The following is a 15,976-nucleotide window of genomic DNA, read 5'->3' on the forward strand; positions in this document are numbered from 1 at the left end:
CTTAGCCCTCCATGTCTGGCAAGGAGGCGGCGGCAACAGATTGCCCCACGCGGCGTGCCTTTTCATCAGGCAAAGCCAAAGAAATGGCAGAAGCCACGGCTGGGTAATGGGTGTCTAGGACAGCTTGTGCAGTGGCTAAAATCAAATCCCCACCACGGCCAGAGAGCACACGACCCAATAGCAGCACATGGGCAAAGCCGTAAAAATGGTGGTACAGCGCCAAAGTGTGGCCTAAGTAGACACCGATGGAGCGGAAAATATCAGCGGCAGGGCTACTCTCTGTTTCCATCAGCCCTTGTACCAGCTTTAGCTTTTCAGCAGGGGATAGGTCAGGGTTTAAGGCGATCCCAGCGGCAGGTGCCAGCTTAATCACCGCATCTTGGGAGAAATATTTCACCCCACAGCCAATGTCTAGCGACCATTCATCCATCATGGCAGAGGGGGTACCGTCCACTGGCACAAAGGCCAATTCGTTGAGCCAACCTGTGATGCAACCATTGGCATCTACAAAACCCACGGCTTCACTGGTGCCCATGGCAATGCCCAGCACGTTGTTTTCACCAAGGTTCATGGCACCAGCCAAAGCAGACACGTCACCGTCGTTGCACACGGCATAGGGCACTTGGCCGAAGGTGTCGAAAATGGCACGCTTGAAAATATCTTTTACCTTTTGGTCAAATAAATCCTGAGGCACTTGTAAAAACAAAGACGCATTCATGGTGCGGTTGTTGATGTACACCCCAGCGGAGGATACCCCCACAGCATCCACACGAGGCAGGTGCTCGGCGGCAGATTTTAACGCCGCCACAATGCCATCGTAATGGTAATCGGGATCGCTGTTTAGTTTGGGATGCCACACCACCTCTTCGGAAAATACGCTTTCGCCGTCTATAACAGCGGAGACCTTACGGTCAGAACCGCCAGCGTCAAAGCCAATGCGGCAACCTTCTAAATGGCGACCAATGGCCTTGGGATTGCCTTGTTCTGCTGGCACTTGGTCACAGAGGACGAACGTGAAGGGGCTTTCAAAGACTTTGGCCATATAGTCAAAGTCGAAGGCTTGGATGCCAGTGGCACTGTAATCTTCCACCATGGCTTGGTACAGGGATTCACTGCCAGCAAGGTAGATTTTGTAGCCACCGTAGAGCCAGAGCATGGTTTTAATCATGCGGCGGACATAGTAACGGTCAGCTTCTGCCATCTCTGGTGTGCCATGAATCTTGGTGTGGTACACCGCTACTTGCCCCTCAGAGCGCTCCACAGCCATAGAAAAGGGTAGGGTGGCGCTGGCTTCAAAGGCTTGATAGAAGGGCAGGAGAGGGATGTAAGCAGGGTCTAAAGGAGGGAGCGTGGTGTTGGGTAGGTCAATGCCGTATAGGTTCATAAAAGAAAATCTCCTTATCATGGTGTGTCTATGTAGGGGGCGGCGTCCTCGACGTCCCGTTTTGTAGGGGTATTCTTACCTACAGAGTACCATTTTTTTTCATTCTGTCAAGAGGTTTTTGAAAATAATTTTCAAAAACCTCTTGACTTGATGTGGTAAAACCGTATATGATAGGGGTATCAAATCAGATTATCTTTGGTGAAAGCCAATAAAAAGGATGGGAAAACATGGATAAAACAATCTTGAAGGAACATCAAGCCTTTATTCGAGCCGAATTAGACGGTGTTGTGAACTTTTGGTTGGAAAATGGCATGGACAGTGTTCACGGTGGTGTCTACACCTGCCTTGACCGTACAGGTGAAATTTACTCCACCGACAAAAGTGTTTGGATGCAAGGCCGCTGCGGTTGGATGTTTGCGTACCTGTGCCATGTGTACGGTGTGAAAGAGCAATGGCTTAAGGCCAGCAAAAGCTGTTTGGACTTTATGGAAGCCCACTGCATCAACCGTGACTCTGGCAATCGGATGTACTTCACCGTCACCGAGTCAGGCTTACCCTTGCGCCAACGTCGCTACTGCTTCTCAGAAGGGTTTTACGCCATTGCCAATGCTGAATATTACGGCATCACTGGCGAGCAAGTCTACCTTGACCGTGCCCGTGAGGCTTATGAGTTGATTTACAAGCTGAACCATGGCCTCATTAAAGACCCCACTGGCTTTGGCCCCAAAACCATTGCTGACACCCGCACAGGCCGTGGCTTGGGTGACCCTATGATTTATTTAAATGTCACCGCGGTGCTACGCCGTGTGGATAAGGAACAAGCAGACTTGTACAATGCCCGCGCAGGGGAATGCGCCAACGAAATCTTCAAGTATCACTTTAAACCTGAGCTGGGTTGCACGCTAGAAACTGTGTCTCCCGATGGCACCCCCCAACTCCACCACACTGCTGGTCGCATGGTGAACCCTGGTCACGACATTGAGTGTTCTTGGTTTTTGATGGAGCAAGCCAATTTCACTGGTGATAAAGAACTCCACGCAAAAGCCCAGCATATGTTCAACCTTGCCATCAATGCTGGCTGGGATGAAGAATACGGCGGACTGCTGTACTTTACCGACTGCATGGGCAAGCCCCCAGAAGCCTACGAGCACGACATGAAGCTGTGGTGGCCACACAATGAGATTTTGATTGCCTCTCTCATGGCCTACCGTGACACAGGGGATGAATCCTTCTATCAATGGTTTGAAAAAACCTTGACTTACTGCAAAGAACACTTTAGTGACCCTGAGCATGGGGAATGGTATGGCTATCTCCGCCGTGACGGCAAGCCCACCATGCCGTCCACCAAGGGCAGTACCTTCAAAGGACCCTTCCATTTGCCACGGATGCTGATTATGGTAGATCAAATGCTAGAAGAGCTGTTGGCAAAATAAAAGAAGGGAGGGCGTGTGATGTCCCACACCAATGTATTTGAGAAAATTGACCAAGAGTATTATCAACTCACGGCCGCCGAGCGGAAGGTAGGGGATTACATCCGCTACCAGCGTACCAGAACCCAGTATATGTCCATTTCTGAATTGGCGGAAGAGTGCGGTGTGGCAGACGCTACCATCTCTCGTTTTTGCCGCCGCTTGGGATATAAGGGCTACAATGCCTTTAAGTTGGCCATTGCCAATTCCACGGGGAAAACCACAGAACAAACCGCCACCACTGGTGATATCACACCCCAAGACTCGGTGGAGGAACTGTGTCAAAAGCTGTACACTGCCAATGTAGAGGCCATGCGTCAAACGCTGGAAGTCATTGCCCCAGAGGCCATTGCCCAAGCGGTGGAAATGCTGCACCAAGCCAAATTTGTCTACTGCATGGGGCAAGGTGGCTCTATGATTTTGGCGCAAGAGGCCGCCCATGCCTTATCCACTGCCAAACAAGGCTTTGTGCCTGTGTGGGACTCCCATATCCAAGCCATGACCGCTGCCCAAATGACACCAGATGACGTGGGATTGATTTTCTCCTACTCGGGAGCCACCAAGGATTTAGAAGATATTTTAACGCTGATTCACAGCTGTGGGGCAACGTCTGTTTTAATCACCGCCTTCCCCAAATCACCGGGGGCGGCACTGGCCGATGTGGTACTGCGCTGTGGTGCCAAGGAAGGGCCATTGCAAGTGGGCTCTATCGGGGCGCGGATTGCCCAATTATTTTTAGTGGATGTGCTCTTCCAAGAGCTCATTCGTCGCAGAGGCGAGATATACGACGAGCGTCGAGATGTGATTGCCAACGCTGTGGCAGATAAACATTTGTAATTTTTTTTCATATCTGAAAGGGGTATTGACTATGACTGAGAAAGAACAAAAATATGCAGGGATTATCCCTGCTTTCTATGCCTGTTACGAAGATGATGGCACGGTTTCCGTGGAACGCACCAAGGCTTTGACCCGTTATTTCCTTGAAAAAGGGGTGAAGGGTGTGTATGTGGGTGGATCCTCTGGGGAATGCATCTACCAAAGTGTAGCCGAGCGTAAAACTGTGCTAGAAGCTGTGGTGGAAGCCGCAGAGGGCAAGCTGACCATCATCGCCCATGTGGCCTGCAACAACACCCAAGACAGCCAAGAATTGGCTGCCCATGCTGAAAGCCTTGGGGTAGATGCCATTGCCGCCATCCCTCCCATCTACTTCAAATTGCCTGACGCCGCTGTGGCAAAATATTGGAACGACATTTCCTCTGCCGCACCCAACACTGATTTTATCATCTACAACATTCCTGTGTTGGCAGGTGTGGCATTGAGCACTGGCTTACTCCGAGACATGATGAAAAATCCTCGTGTCATCGGCGTGAAAAACTCCTCTGGTGCCACCCAAGATATCCAAATGTGGCACGATGAAGGCGCCATCGTCTTCAACGGCCCTGACGAACAATTGATTTCTGGGCTGACCATGGGCGCCATCGGTGGCATCGGTGGCACCTACGCCGCTATGCCTGAATTGTTCATCGAAGCCATGGCCCAGCTCCAAGCTGGCAACATTGCAACTGCCTTTGCCATTCAAAATGACATCTGCCGCATTATCTATGCCTTCTTTGAAGCCAAGTCCAATATGTACGCCACCATCAAAGGCATTTTGCGTGAAGGCGGTCTAGAATTGGGCGGCGTCCGTGCACCCTTGCTGAACCTATCTGAAGGCGACATGGCCACTGTGAAAAAATGCAAAGCCATGATTGATGAAGCCATCGCCAAACATTGCAACTAAATAAAGGAGAACACTATGAAACTCATCTGCGCGAAAGATTATAAAGGTATGTGCCGTCAAGCGGCTAACATTTTGTCCGCCCAACTGATTATCAAGCCCGACAGCGTGCTGGGTTTGGCCACTGGCTCCACCCCTGTGGGGATTTATGCCCAACTCATCGACTGGTACAACAAAGGGGATTTGAGCTTTGCCGAAGCCTCTAGCGTGAATTTGGACGAATATCAAGGCTTAGCGCCAGATCATCCCCAAAGCTATCGCTATTTCATGCAACACCACCTGTTCGATCATGTGGATATGCGCCCTGAAGCCACCCATGTACCCAACGGTTTGGCAGACGATTCTGACGCAGAATGCAAGCGCTATAACCAAGTCATCCGCTCCATGAATGGTGTGGATTTGCAACTGCTGGGCGTAGGCCACAATGGCCACATCGCCTTCAACGAACCTGGGGAAGCCTTTGAACTAGAAACCCATTTGGTGCCTCTGGCACCCACCACTGTGGAAGCTAACAAGCGGTTTTTCGACTCTGTAGACGATGTGCCTACCCATGCCTATTCTATGGGCGTGAAGAGCATTATGAGCGCCAAGAAAATCCTGCTGATGGTCAGCGGTAAGGACAAGGCTGCGGTGTTGGCAAAAGCCTTCTCTGGCCCTGTGACCCCTGAAATCCCTGCCTCTGTACTCCAACTTCACCCCAACGTGGTGATTGTGGGCGACCATGATGCGTTGCACCTTTTGATGGAGCAAGGTGGGGTAGAATGAACATTGTAAACGGTCATGTTTTCGATGTAGAACAAGGCTTCGTTTCCAAAACCCTTGCCACTCACGGCGGCATCATTGCCCAAGAGAGCACCGATGATGTGGTCATTGACGCAGAGGGCTGTTACGTTATCCCTGCCCTGACTGACCTCCATTTCCATGGCTGTATGGGCCATGATTTCTCTGACGGTGACAGCGCTGGCCTTGTGGAAATGGCACGCTATCAACTGCAAAATGGTGTTGGGCAAATTTGCCCTGCTGGTATGACCTTGCTGGAAGACCAGCTCAGCAAAATTTGCACCATGGCGGCAGACCATGTGAATATGCCAGATAGCGCCACTTTGGTGGGGCTACAACTGGAAGGACCCTTCCTATCTCGTGCCAAAAAAGGGGCGCAAAATGGGGACTGGCTCCACGGGCTAGATTTGGCCATGCTAAAGCGCTTGCAACAAGCGGCCAACGGCCTTATCAAGCTGGTGGCTATGGCACCAGAACTGGACGGCGCCATGGAATTTATCCGTGAAGCATCTAAGGATGTGGTGATTTCCGTTGCTCACACCGGTGCCGATTATGAAACCGCTACCTCTGCGTTCGAGGCTGGCGCACGGCAGGTGACCCATCTGTACAACGCCATGCCTGCCTATACCCACCGTGCCCCCGGCGTGGTGGGCGCGGCTATGGATGCACCCGACGTGATGGTAGAGCTGATTTGTGATGGTGTCCACATCCATCCATCGGTGGTGCGCGGTACGTTTCGTATGTTTGGGGCAGAGCGTGTGATTTTGATTTCTGACTCTATGCGCGCCACAGGTATGCCCGATGGGCAATACACCTTGGGCGGACAAGATGTGGTGGTGAAAGGTCGTTTGGCAACCTTGCTCGACGGCACCATCGCTGGCTCTGCCACCAATTTGATGCACTGTATGCAAACCGCCATCACCATGGGCATTGCCCCCCAAGACGCAGTGAACGCGGCGGCGGTGAACCCAGCCAAGGCGCTGGGCATCTACGATCGTGTGGGTAGCCTAGACGTGGGGAAAGAAGCCAATTTCGTGATTCTAAACCCAGATTTCACTTTGAAACAAGTGGTGTTTCATGGTAATATTGTGGAATAAAAGACAACAAACGACCTATCATGTGGAAACATGATAGGTCGTTTGAGCGTGTTGGGGATATTATGCGCCATCTAGATTGATGCGCCAAGTACTAAATTGATAAAAGGGGTTGGCTTGGGTGTGGACGTTGTTTTCCAGTACTTGGCTTTGTGCCAGCACTGATGTGGACTTGAAGCACAAGGGGATGATGGGCATTTGGGCTTGGAACTCTTGGCACAAAGCCGACATGGCGGCAGATGGGTCGGTGGCACTTAGATAGTCAGCAATGGCTTGATCCATGGTGCTAGAGCTGTAGCCCCCAAAATTCAGGGCCCCATCGGTAGACAAAAGGGCTGTCCAATCCCAGTCAGCGGTGAGCTGAACTTCACCGTAGTACAAATCATAATCCCCTGTTTCCAGCGCCAGTACATAGTCTTCCCATGCCAAAGGTTGCACCTTTATGGTGATGTTGCCCTGTGACAAATTGGTGGCAATATAACTGGCGGCGGCAACCTTAAAGCTGTTTTCCCCATTGACAATCAAGGTGTAGGTTTGGGCGGTGGCATGAATCCCTGTGGCACCTAAGGCGGCGATGTAGCCGCTTTTGCTGTAGGTGGTGTCGGCGGTGTGGGGATAGTCTGCAGACAGCGGCGAGAGAGGGAACTGAGCCGACAGGCCATGACCCGAGAGGAAGGCACTGATCATAGACGAGCGGTCGATGCCCGAAGAAAAGGCTTGCCGCACGGCAGAGCGTTGGAACTGAAATTCTTCCATGTTGAAGCCGATATAATGCAAAATGGAGGTGTTCACCTCATTGTAGGTGATGTTCCCTGAGGCTTGGAACGGGTCGGTGGAGATTAAATCGGTGGCAATCAACTGCACGTCGTGGGTGGTGAAGCGGTATTGCATCAAATCTTGGTTGGGACAATCGGTTAAGGCGATGGTTTGGATGGGCAGGGGATTTTTCTGCCACCAGAGTACATTGCCCTCTAAATACGTGCCATCTTCTGCTGGGGCATAAGGGCCTGTGCCCACAGGAAATGGGTCGTTTTCGGTGCCGCTTTTAATGATGGGAATGTCCAATAAAGCCACAAATTGGGCGTTATCACGGTTTAAGGTGATGGTCACAGCGCCCTCTAGCGCCTTGACTGCCACCACATCGCTGAGTCGAGCGGTATACCGCTCAGAGCTTTTGGCACGCACCAATGTGGCCACCACGTCTTCCGCGGTCAACGCAGTGCCATCCCAAAACAGCACTGAGCGGAGGGTTAAGGTATAGGTGTAGGTTTCTTGGTCATAGGTGTAGGTGGTGCAGAGGCTAGGCTGGGGTACGAAGGTTTCGCTTAGCTCAAACAGCCCCTCATACAAAAGACTCCCTAGGGTTTGTTGCATCCCAGTGGAGCAGGTGATGGGGTCTAAGGTGTTGTCTTTAGAGTAGGGCAAAGCAAAACTCAAAGGCAGAGAAGGGCCGAAATCGACCACTTCTTCTTCTATGGGTTCTTCCAGATAAAAGGCATCGTCGGTTTCTGGCACGGCATCGTAAAATGGCTCATCTGAGGCGCATCCTGTCAGCAAGCAGAGGGCGCACAAAAGCCAGAGCATCGGTCGCTTCAAATCAGCCACCTCCTTTGAAATTTCATTTAATCAAGGGCAATCATGCCGCATTGTACCCCACGGTGATCCCCCAATTTGCGGTGTGACCAAAAGTTTTCTTGGTCACAGGCGGTGCAGTGGGCATGGATGTGGATATGGATGGGCAAAACCCCTGCGTTTAAGAGCCATTGGCGATTTAAACCCAGTAAATCCACCGAGAATTTCTCCCCCTTAGGGGCAATGTATGCCATGGCCTGATGGCCTAAAGCGGCAATCATAGCCTCAGGCACATCGGTGTGGGTCTCAAAGCAACACTGGTGAATGCAAGGACCCATAGCCACCTGCAACTGGGCAGGATCGGTGTCAAATTGAGCCGTCATTTCTTCCACTATTTTACCCATAATGCCCATGGCGCATCCGCGCCAACCGCCGTGAACAGCACCAATTGCATCATTGACAGGGTCGTGGAGCAGGGCGATGCCGCAGTCGGCGCCAAAAACCACCAAAGGCAGGTTTTTGGCGTTGGTAATCAGTCCGTCAGCTTCATAGCCGCGGTCTCGGAACAAGCCCTTGCCAGCGTCAGCCTCTGTCGCTAGACGGATATTGTCGGTGTGGACTTGGTGGCTGAGCACCGTGCGCGTCACATCCACACCCACTGCGTGGCAGTAACGGCCATAGTTTTCCAGCATGTCTTCTCGGCTTTGGTGGTCTTGCAAGCGCAGGTTCATGGTGGCACCATAGCCTGTGCTGACACCGCCATGACGAGTAGAAAATCCATGGGGGACGGTGATGTTAGGGGATTGGAGAATGGTGGGGAGAGTGGGCATGATGGGTGTCTCCTTTCAAACTAAGAGCTAAGAGTGAATAGTGAAAAGCTATCGTCTGCGGACGAGAAAGAACGGCAGGAGCGCACTGCGCTCCCCTACAATAAGACTGAAGTGTCGTAGGGGCGATTGATGAATCGCCCTCGTTCCACCCCTGCCCATGGCGGATAGTTTTTCACTATTCACTTTTAGTTTTTAGCTTACAAAACAGCCCGGTATGAGCCCGTAGGCGCATATCGGGCTGTTTTGTATTTAGTTATCGCGGCCGCAGCATTGCTTATATTTTTTGCCACTGCCACAGGGGCAAGGCTCGTTGCGTCCTACTTTTTTCACCTTGATGGGTTGCTTTTTGGGCGTGGTGCCGTCACCGCCAGCGCTGGCGCCCGTTTCCTTGGCCACTTGTTCGCGCTTGACTTCTTCGTTGCTACGGATGCGCACCAAGAATAGACGGCGTGCCGTTTCCTCTTGGATGGCAGATACCATTTCTTCAAACATATCCAAGGACTCTTTTTTATATGCGTCCACAGGATTGGTGTTGGCATAGGCGCGCAGGCGGATGCCTTTTTTCAGCTCGTCCATGGCATCGATGTGTTCCATCCAATATTCGTCTACCACGCGGAGCAAAACCATTCGTTCCACTTCACGCATCATGGCAGGTGTCAGCTCTGCTTCTTTGGCATCGTAGGTGGTCAAAGCGGCATCGCCCATAGTTTGGGTCAAAGCGGCAACGTCCACGCCTTCTGCCATGGGGAATTGGCCAGCAGGGAAGTAGATGCCTTCTACGCCGCGCAGAAGCTCAGCGTAAGACTCGGGGGTCACGGTGCCGTCTCCGCCGTTGTAAGCCGTGGCAACCATGCCAGACAAAGAGGCGGAAATCATGCCCACAACAGACTCTTTCAAGTCTTTGCCAGCAAGGACTTCACGGCGTTGGCCGTAGATGATTTCGCGTTGCTTATTAATCACGTCGTCGTATTCGATGACCGATTTACGGGATTGGAAGTGACGAGATTCCACGGTGATTTGTGCGTTTTCAATGGACTTGGTCAGCATTTTGTTTTCAATGGGGGTGTCTTCATCTAAGTCGAACTTTTCCATCAAATTGTTGATGCGATCACCGCCAAACAGGCGCATCAGTTCATCGTCCAAAGCCAGATAGAAACGGGTGGAACCGGGGTCACCTTGACGGCCAGCACGCCCACGCAATTGGTTGTCGATACGGCGGGAGTCGTGGCGCTCGGTGCCGATGATGAACAAACCACCAGCGGCACGGACTTTGTCGGCTTCTTCGGCAATTTTATCCTTGTGGAAGGCCAGACGGGAGGCGTAGAGAGTACGGGCGTCGATGATGTCTTGGTCATCAGTTTCAGCGTAACCAGTGGCCTCTGCCATCAACTCATCGCTCATGCCAGTTTTGCGCAAATCATTGGTGGCCAAATATTCAGCGTTACCGCCCAGCATAATGTCCGTACCACGACCAGCCATATTGGTGGCGATGGTGACGGCACCGTAGTGACCAGCTTGTGCCACGATTTCTGCTTCACGTTCATGGTTTTTGGCGTTTAACAAGTTGTGGGCAATGCCTTGTTGGGTCAGTAATTTGCCCAAGAATTCGTTCTTTTCAATGGACACAGTACCCACCAAAACAGGTTGGCCTTTTGCGTGGCATTCTTTGATTTGGTTGATGATGGCACGGTATTTGCCCATTTGATTTTTGTAGACAGAGTCAGCCAAATCTTGACGTTGGTTGGGGCGATTGGTGGGGATTTCGATGATGTCCAGCTCATAGATGGTGCCGAATTCCTCTTGCTCGGTGAGGGCAGTACCAGTCATACCAGAGAGTTTGTTGTACAGGCGGAAATAGTTTTGGAAGGTGATGGTGGCAAGAGTCTTGTTTTCATTTGCCACTTCCACGTGTTCTTTGGCTTCGATGGCTTGGTGTAAACCTTCGTTGAAACGACGGCCAAACATCAAACGACCCGTGTATTCATCCACGATGACCACTTCCCCGTCCTTGACCACATAGTTCACGTCGCGGCGCATGGTGCCGTGAGCCTTGATGGCTTGGTTCACGTGGTGAGAAATGGTGGTGTTTTCAGGGTCAGAGAGGTTTTCTAAGTGGAAGAAGGCTTCGGCCTTGGCGATGCCACGGGCGGTGAGGGTGACGTTTTTGCCCTTTTCGTCCACGATATAGTCAGCGTCTAGGGTTTCGTCTTCTTCTTCCTTGTTGTCCACAGAAACCACAGTTTTGCGCTTCATTTTAGACACCAGCATTTCTGCCATGTCATAGAGTTGGGTGGACTTGTCGCCCTTACCAGAGATAATCAAAGGGGTGCGCGCTTCGTCAATCAAAATGGAGTCAACTTCATCCACGATGACAAAGCTGTGACTCCGTTGGACACATTGGTTGGCGTATACGCACATATTGTCGCGGAGGTAATCAAAGCCCAACTCGTTGTTGGTGCCGTAGGTGATGTCGGCATTGTAAGCGGCTTGGCGCTCTTCGGTTTTTAGGCCATGAGCCACCAGACCCACACTCAGCCCTAAGAAACGGTGGACTTTGCCCATCCAATCGCTATCACGCTTGGCCAAATAGCCGTTGACGGTGACGATGTGTACCCCTTCGCCTGTGAGGGCGTTGAGGTAGGCAGGGAGCACAGCCATCAAGGTTTTGCCTTCACCGGTTTTCATTTCTGCAATACGCCCTTGGTGTAGCACCACACCTGCCACCACTTGCACACGGTAGGGGCGCATCCCCAGCACACGCCAAGCGGCTTCACGGGCGGTGGCAAAGGCTTCGACTAAGATGTCATCTAATGTTTCGCCTTTGGCCAAACGGTCTTTAAATTCTTGGGTTTTGGCTTTCAACTGGCTGTCACTCAGCGCCTTGTAAGGCTCCTCTAACGCCATTACCTTATCCACGATGGGATAGATAGTCTTTAGCTCGCGAGAGCTATAGTCCCCAAAAATTGCTTTCATTAAGCCCATAATTTATAATCCTTTCCAGAGCAGTCACCTTCTGGTAACCAAGGCTCTGTTAAAATAGCACTGTCCATAATTAAACAAGTGTATCATACCATATTTTAACCCCAATTGCAAAGGAAAAAGCAGGTCTTTCGGAAAAATTCACAAAAGAACCCTTGTATTTTATGGGGATTTCACATTTAATAGAAGCAATACTTGGAAAAGCACGCCGATATGTGCTATACTACAAAGAGAATATGAAAATAAACTGAAACGAGGAACCCTTGTGGAAAAACTCATCCAAAACAACATTTACCGTGGAACAGTGCACGGTTACTCCAGCGAAGGCCATGGCATTGTCCGTATTGACGGTGCAGTGGTGTTTGTCAGCGGCGCCTTGGACGGCGAAGACATTGACCTGCGTATCACCAAGGTGATGAAAACCATGGCGGCGGCAGAGGTGGTGACGGTGCACAGCCCATCGGCTCACCGCGTCACCCCTCAATGTCCCCATTTTGGCTATTGCGGTGGCTGCGCCATGCAACATATGGACTATGCAGAAGAATGTAGCGCCAAGGGTCAGCGTGTGCAAGATGCCTTGACCCGTTTGGGTGGCTTGGATATTCAGGTCAACGAACTGATTGGGGCCAAAGAACCATGGCACTATCGCAACAAAAGCCAACACCCTGTTAGCCCCCAAGGGGACATTGGGTTTTATCAACAACGCACCCACCGTGTCATCCCTATTGAGCGCTGTCTCATTCAGTCTGCTGTGTCTGACGCGGTGGCCAAAGCGGTGAAGCAATGGATGAGCACTTATAAGGTAGACGGCTACAATGAGCGCACTGGCAAGGGCATGATTCGCCATGTATACACACGGGTGAACCAAAAGGGGGAATGCCTTTGTTGCGTGGTGGCCAACGGGCGCAAGCTTTTAAAAGAGCCAGAGTTGATTGCCTTGATTCAAGCGGCGGCACCCTCTGTGGTTGGTATTGTGCTCAACACCAACAAAGAAGATACCAATGTTGTCTTGGGGCGTCGCTATCGGACGCTGTGGGGTCAAGATTTTCTGATGGACAGCCTGTGTGGGCTTGAGTTTAAGCTGTCTGTGCCTTCTTTTTATCAGGTGAACCGTGACCAAGCGGAGGTGCTTTATGGCAAGGCTATCGAATTAGCAGGCTTGACTGGCACGGAAACGGTGCTGGATTTGTACTGTGGCACTGGGACGATTACATTGTGCTTAGCCAAGCATGCCAAGCACGTCATTGGTGCAGAAATCGTGGAAGCCGCCATTGCCGATGCCCAGGAAAATGCGGTGCGCAATGGGGTTGAAAACGTGGAATTTGTGTGTGGTGATGCCAGTGAAATTGCCCAAAAGTTCCAAGCTGACGGCTTAAAGCCCGATGTGATTACCGTTGACCCACCCCGCAAAGGCTTAGCCCCTGAGGTGATTGATGCCATCGTTCAAATGGCACCTGAGAAAGTGGTCTACGTGTCCTGTGACCCAGCTACCCTAGGCCGTGACGTAAAACGCTTTGCCGAGCAAGGCTACACCGCCACCCAAGTCACCGCCGTGGATATGTTCCCAAGAACACATCACGTAGAGACGGTAATTTTGCTTTCCCAACAAAAATGTGAAATGATAATAAATAATGACTCCAATTAATAAAAGATGACTCCGATTAATAAATATTGACTCAAAATCAATTCTGCGTTATTACAATGATAACGCAGAATTTTTTTGTAAAGCGGAGGACATCTGATTTGGCTAGAAAAGCACTGAAGTTAACAGAGAAAAAGATTGCTGATATGATTCAAGCTGGACGTGGTCAAGGCGAGGGCGCAGTCTATCAGCCGTGGATTCAGGTGGGTAATTTCTCCTCTGAAGGCCGTGGTCATCGAATTGCTGACATCCATACTATAATGGTCCCCCTGTCAAGACCACTTCCTCAAAATTTATCGTGAACACAACAACCTATTTTGCTTCCTGAGCCAAGCCTGGTTGTGGTTACCTCCAGGGTAGCCGCCCGAAGGGTTGCCTTGACCGACTGGGTCAGGCTGGTACAATGGGAAAGGCGAGGGGAACGGCCTCCGCCTACAACCCACGACCTCCCGTCGCCACCAGTCCTCAACCAGCCTGTGCCAGACTGTCAAGGTGGTTGGTTGGCGTTGTGAAGGCTGCCCCATACACGGCCTCTGGAGTCTGATTTCCCAGTGCTTGATGGGGTCTGAAGGTGTTGTACTGCTTGATATAATTTCCAATTCCACGGCGCAATACCCTAGGATTTTGATACTCGTTGAGGTAAATTTCCTCGGTTTTCAGGCTACGGAACCACCGCTCAATCATGATATTATCCGCCCAACGGGACTTACCATCCATGCTTTGGACAATGTGATTTGCCTTCAAAAACCCCTTATATTGGGAGCTTGTGAACTGACATCCTTGGTCAGAATTGAGAAAAGCGGGGGTGCCGTGGCTAGAAATTGCGCGCTGGACAGCGGCGATGACGTTATCTGTGTCCAGCGTATCGGACAGACTCCAGCCCACAATCAGACGGCTATACCAGTCGATAATCGCCGTCAAATACATGTGCCCGTGGTGCATTTTGATGTAAGTGATGTCGATTGACCACACTTGATTCGGGAACGAGACAACCTTATTTCTCAGCAAATATGGTACGATAGACTCTTTAAAGTTGCGTTTTGAGAGATTTGCCTTGGGATAGAGAGCATGAATTCCCATCTCGCACATCAGTCGCCTAACCAGCTTGCGACCCACAAAAATCTGGTCGGTGGCCAGCTTGGTCACCAGCTTTCGAGAGCCGATGTAGGGCATTTGGGTGTGCCAGTAGTCGATGCGTGCCATGATGTGCTCCCGCCAGCGCTTGGCCTCCTGGTCGACCTCCACAGGCTGGTAGTAGACCTGCCCTCGGGGCAGACCCAGCAGCTCACATTGACGGCGGATGGACAGGTCTGCGTCAGTCCTGAGGGAACTTGGGGACGGGGATGCCGCAGTCCCGAAAGGCACCCTGAATAAAGTCTCGCTCCAGTGTCAATTGGCCGATGGTGCGGAGCATCTGCTCCTTCTCTTTTTTCAGGGCAACCTCCTTCCGATGTGCTTCTTTGACCTGCTTTTTCTCATCGAAAACCTGACTGGCATTGGATATAAATTCCTTCTTCCAGTTGCGAATCATGTTGGGATTAACCCCCTGCTCGGCAGCGATAACGTTTAATTCCTTCTCACCCTGGAGGACTTCTAGGACGATCTTGGCCTTATATTCGGCGCTGTAACTGCTTCGTGGCATGATATGTTCTCCTCTCGTTTATCGTTTTTGATATTGTATCACGTTCACGATAATTTTTCGAGTGCTGGTTTGGTTTCTAGGGTCCATTATATACTGGGCGCATCCATCATTTTTTCTCTGATTTAGAAGCCTCCTATTACTATATTTTGGCTTGGGCGGACCAAGTGATTGACATCCGTGAGCAGTATCCCCTGTTCCCTGTGTCTGACACGGAGGATATTACCCAAGCGCTGGGCTACCGTCATCCTAGAGTACCTGGAAATGCTATCAACGAAGTGATGACCACCGATTTTCTCATTACCGTACAGGATGCTTCTGGCACCCATTTGGAAGCCAGACATATAAAGTATGAAAAGGATTGGAAAAAACCAAGAGAAACAGAAAAACGTGAAATTGAGGCAACATTTTGGGAGAATCGAGATGTGAGTTTCAAATCAGTCACCGAGAAAAGCATCAACAAAGTGAAGGTAGCCAACATCAAACGATTGCTCTCCTATCACGATGCAAATCGCTTTCAAACCGAATCACCTCAAGTGGTGGCCGCTCTTTTAGAGGACATGGTATCCCGCTTCCACGATTGTAGCTACGATCCCCTCAAAGATTTTTGTACACAGCTAGAATGGCGCACCAATGCAAGACAAGGACTGGCATTAGAGCTTCTGTTTCATCTGGCGGCACACAAGTGCATCCCCGTTCAAATCGACAAACAGCTAGTGGCAACGAAACCTCTCACAGAAGTCATCGACTTCTCTAGACTCCCACGTATTCCAACACTGATGGAGGAACTCAATGAACGTTTTGCGTAAT

At 50.9% G+C, this 15,976-nt stretch carries 14 protein-coding genes; 8 read left to right on the top strand and 6 right to left on the bottom strand.

Annotation, left to right across the window (positions count from 1 at the left end; all coding sequences use genetic code 11):
• Window position 1 precedes the first annotated feature (1 nt).
• Window positions 2-1,384, bottom strand: coding sequence for an ROK family protein (locus RFF05_RS15525; protein WP_409967936.1), 1,383 nt, complete (start codon window positions 1,382-1,384; stop codon window positions 2-4).
• Window positions 1,385-1,611: 227 nt separating this feature from the next.
• On the opposite strand from RFF05_RS15525, the gene RFF05_RS15530 reads away from it, so the two are divergent.
• The 5 genes from RFF05_RS15530 to nagA are packed head-to-tail and all read left to right on the top strand — an operon-like array spanning window position 1,612 to window position 6,507.
• Window positions 1,612-2,817, top strand: a complete 1,206-nt coding sequence (locus tag RFF05_RS15530) for an AGE family epimerase/isomerase (RefSeq protein ID WP_409967937.1) — start codon at window positions 1,612-1,614, stop codon at window positions 2,815-2,817.
• 18 nt (window positions 2,818-2,835) lie between these two features.
• The gene (locus tag RFF05_RS15535) at window positions 2,836-3,690 is read left to right on the top strand and encodes a MurR/RpiR family transcriptional regulator (RefSeq protein WP_409967938.1); all 855 of its coding nucleotides are present in this window, start codon (window positions 2,836-2,838) and stop codon (window positions 3,688-3,690) included.
• Between the two features lie 31 nt (window positions 3,691-3,721).
• Window positions 3,722-4,633 (top strand): dihydrodipicolinate synthase family protein, encoded by a 912-nt coding sequence (locus RFF05_RS15540; RefSeq protein ID WP_409967939.1) that lies wholly within the window; start codon window positions 3,722-3,724, stop codon window positions 4,631-4,633.
• Between the two features lie 15 nt (window positions 4,634-4,648).
• Complete coding sequence (nagB, locus tag RFF05_RS15545) at window positions 4,649-5,395, top strand: glucosamine-6-phosphate deaminase (RefSeq protein WP_409967940.1); 747 nt, start codon at window positions 4,649-4,651, stop codon at window positions 5,393-5,395.
• Window positions 5,392-6,507, top strand: a complete 1,116-nt coding sequence (gene nagA / locus RFF05_RS15550) for an N-acetylglucosamine-6-phosphate deacetylase (protein ID WP_409967941.1) — start codon at window positions 5,392-5,394, stop codon at window positions 6,505-6,507. Before nagB ends, nagA begins: the two co-directional genes overlap by 4 nt.
• Before the next feature lie 60 nt (window positions 6,508-6,567).
• Here the strand turns inward: nagA and RFF05_RS15555 are convergent, their stop codons facing one another.
• The 3 genes from RFF05_RS15555 to secA form a co-directional block, all read right to left on the bottom strand.
• Window positions 6,568-8,100, bottom strand: coding sequence for an ABC transporter substrate-binding protein (locus tag RFF05_RS15555; protein ID WP_409967942.1), 1,533 nt, complete (start codon window positions 8,098-8,100; stop codon window positions 6,568-6,570).
• 26 nt (window positions 8,101-8,126) lie between these two features.
• A complete protein-coding gene (pgeF, locus tag RFF05_RS15560; RefSeq protein ID WP_409967943.1) occupies window positions 8,127-8,906 on the bottom strand; it encodes a peptidoglycan editing factor PgeF in 780 nt (259 codons plus the stop codon).
• A gap of 249 nt (window positions 8,907-9,155) precedes the next feature.
• Window positions 9,156-11,888, bottom strand: a complete 2,733-nt coding sequence (gene secA / locus RFF05_RS15565; protein ID WP_409967944.1) for a preprotein translocase subunit SecA — start codon at window positions 11,886-11,888, stop codon at window positions 9,156-9,158.
• A 262-nt stretch (window positions 11,889-12,150) separates the two neighbouring features.
• Here secA and rlmD point away from each other — a divergent pair, with 262 nt between their 5' ends.
• Complete coding sequence (gene rlmD / locus RFF05_RS15570; protein ID WP_409967945.1) at window positions 12,151-13,530, top strand: 23S rRNA (uracil(1939)-C(5))-methyltransferase RlmD; 1,380 nt, start codon at window positions 12,151-12,153, stop codon at window positions 13,528-13,530.
• Window positions 13,531-13,628: 98 nt separating this feature from the next.
• On the top strand, window positions 13,629-13,829 hold the full coding sequence (locus RFF05_RS15575; RefSeq protein WP_409967946.1) for a hypothetical protein: 201 nt from the start codon (window positions 13,629-13,631) through the stop codon (window positions 13,827-13,829).
• A 163-nt stretch (window positions 13,830-13,992) separates the two neighbouring features.
• Here the strand turns inward: RFF05_RS15575 and RFF05_RS15580 are convergent, their stop codons facing one another.
• Window positions 13,993-14,892, bottom strand: coding sequence for an IS3 family transposase (locus RFF05_RS15580; protein ID WP_409967433.1), 900 nt, complete (start codon window positions 14,890-14,892; stop codon window positions 13,993-13,995).
• Window positions 14,843-15,169: a transposase gene (locus RFF05_RS15585; RefSeq protein ID WP_409967432.1), complete on the bottom strand. Its 327-nt coding sequence runs from the start codon at window positions 15,167-15,169 to the stop codon at window positions 14,843-14,845. The genes RFF05_RS15580 and RFF05_RS15585 overlap by 50 nt, the downstream gene beginning before the upstream one ends.
• Window positions 15,170-15,333: 164 nt before the next feature.
• On the opposite strand from RFF05_RS15585, the gene RFF05_RS15590 reads away from it, so the two are divergent.
• Complete coding sequence (locus RFF05_RS15590) at window positions 15,334-15,975, top strand: TnsA endonuclease N-terminal domain-containing protein (protein WP_409967947.1); 642 nt, start codon at window positions 15,334-15,336, stop codon at window positions 15,973-15,975.
• Window position 15,976: the final 1 nt, after the last annotated feature.

The organism is Bengtsoniella intestinalis, assembly GCF_039719005.1.
Taxonomy (GTDB): domain Bacteria; phylum Bacillota; class Clostridia; order Oscillospirales; family Oscillospiraceae; genus Oscillibacter; species Oscillibacter intestinalis.

Excerpts from the sequence above, each read along its gene's own strand:
- secA (WP_409967944.1), bottom strand. The coding sequence starts at position 11,888 with ATGGGCTTAATGAAAGCAATTTTTGGGGACTATAGCTCTCGCGAGCTA.
- RFF05_RS15540 (WP_409967939.1), top strand. The coding sequence starts at position 3,722 with ATGACTGAGAAAGAACAAAAATATGCAGGGATTATCCCTGCTTTCTAT.
- RFF05_RS15535 (WP_409967938.1), top strand. The coding sequence starts at position 2,836 with ATGTCCCACACCAATGTATTTGAGAAAATTGACCAAGAGTATTATCAA.
- RFF05_RS15585 (WP_409967432.1), bottom strand. The coding sequence starts at position 15,169 with ATGCCACGAAGCAGTTACAGCGCCGAATATAAGGCCAAGATCGTCCTA.
- nagB (WP_409967940.1), top strand. The coding sequence starts at position 4,649 with ATGAAACTCATCTGCGCGAAAGATTATAAAGGTATGTGCCGTCAAGCG.
- pgeF (WP_409967943.1), bottom strand. The coding sequence starts at position 8,906 with ATGCCCACTCTCCCCACCATTCTCCAATCCCCTAACATCACCGTCCCC.
- RFF05_RS15525 (WP_409967936.1), bottom strand. The coding sequence starts at position 1,384 with ATGAACCTATACGGCATTGACCTACCCAACACCACGCTCCCTCCTTTA.
- nagA (WP_409967941.1), top strand. The coding sequence starts at position 5,392 with ATGAACATTGTAAACGGTCATGTTTTCGATGTAGAACAAGGCTTCGTT.
- RFF05_RS15530 (WP_409967937.1), top strand. The coding sequence starts at position 1,612 with ATGGATAAAACAATCTTGAAGGAACATCAAGCCTTTATTCGAGCCGAA.